This window comes from Mycobacterium neumannii (genome assembly GCF_002245615.1).
GTDB lineage: Bacteria > Actinomycetota > Actinomycetes > Mycobacteriales > Mycobacteriaceae > Mycobacterium > Mycobacterium neumannii_A.
The window spans coordinates 1-1,290 of sequence record NZ_NKCO01000053.1; the positions used below are offsets into that span (position 1 = coordinate 1).

Annotated in this window: 1 protein-coding gene; it reads right to left on the reverse strand. The window is 64.8% G+C overall.

Annotation, left to right across the window (positions count from 1 at the left end; translation table 11 throughout):
* Positions 1-12: 12 nt before the first annotated feature.
* Positions 13-1,080, reverse strand: a complete 1,068-nt coding sequence (locus tag CEX88_RS25755) for an IS110 family RNA-guided transposase (protein ID WP_197696693.1) — start codon at positions 1,078-1,080, stop codon at positions 13-15.
* Between the last annotated feature and the right edge of the window lie 210 nt (positions 1,081-1,290).

The following is a 1,290-nucleotide window of genomic DNA, read 5'->3' on the forward strand; positions in this document are numbered from 1 at the left end:
GTTTCTCCTATGTCAAGCCGCTGCCGCTTGGCAAGGCTTTTGACGATTGTTGTGGTCGGTGTGCAGGTGGCCGTAGACGACGCGGGCCAGGCGGCGTTTGAGGCAGCGCAGGGCTTCGGGTGTGGAGTCGCCGTTGGTGATGCGGTGGCGGTAATAGGTCTGTCCGAGGCCCTGGAGGCGGATTTGGGTGACGGCGATGCGGTGTAGGGCGGTGTTGAGTTGGCGGTTGCCCGAGCGGGTCATACGGACTCGTCCGCGGGTGTTGCCCGACCATACCGGCACCGGGGCCACCCCGGCGTGACGCGCGAAGGCCGCCTCGCTCTTGAATCGGGTCACCCCGGCGGTTTCGCCGACGAGTTTGGCCGCGGTCAGCTCGCCACATCCCGGCATGGCCAGCAACACCGGGGCGACCTGGCGGACACGGGCACCGATCCGTTTGGCCAACCCGTCGATGGTCTCGGTGAGGCGGCTGATGTCGGCCAGCTCGTCGCGGGCCAACTCGGCGACGATGCCGGTTTGGGTGTGCAGCCAGTCGCCGAGCAGTCTGCGGTGCTTGGCCAGATTCAACGAGCGCGCCTTGGGGGCATGGGCGGGATCGAGCTCGTGAACCCGCCACAGCAGCCGGTTAATCGTCGCAGTGCGTTGTGCCACAAGGTCTTCGCGTCGATCCACCAACAGCTTGAGTTCACGCGACACCTCGTCATGAGCGGCTACCGGCAGATCGGGCTCACGCAGGAAACCACGAGCGACTGCCAGCGCATCGATGGGATCGGACTTACCCCGGGTGCGGGCCGAGGCCCGGGTCTGGGCCATCAGCTTGGGCGGGACCCGCACCACTTTCTGCCCCAACGCGAACAGGTCGCGCTCTAGACGCGCTGACAGATGCCGGCAGTCTTCGATCGCCCAGATGACATCGGTTCCGAAATGCTCACGGGCCCACATCACCGCTTCGGTATGCCCGCCGGTGAGGGCCTTGACGGTCTTCTCGCCGAGCTTGCGGCCTACCTCGTCGACGGCGACGAAGGTATGCGTGCGCTTGTGTACATCGGCTCCAACAACAACCATGGTGGTTGCCTCCATTCACTGAGAGGTGACGGTTGGGCCGGTCGGCGGACATACCTCAGTTGGGGGCGGTGCCACGCTCCTATCAAGTCACGCCGGCCGGTCCTTCACACCTGATGCCGGCAAAACGCGTGAACGCCAACCAAAGGCGGCAGCCAATCTAAGAGCCAGACACCAGGTGAAAAGGATTCAACCACCGCACTACGCGGCACCTCACCTTCACACTGA

Bases quoted from the DNA above. Each gene is read 5' to 3' on its own strand.
- CEX88_RS25755 (WP_197696693.1), bottom strand. From the start codon at position 1,080: ATGGAGGCAACCACCATGGTTGTTGTTGGAGCCGATGTACACAAGCGC.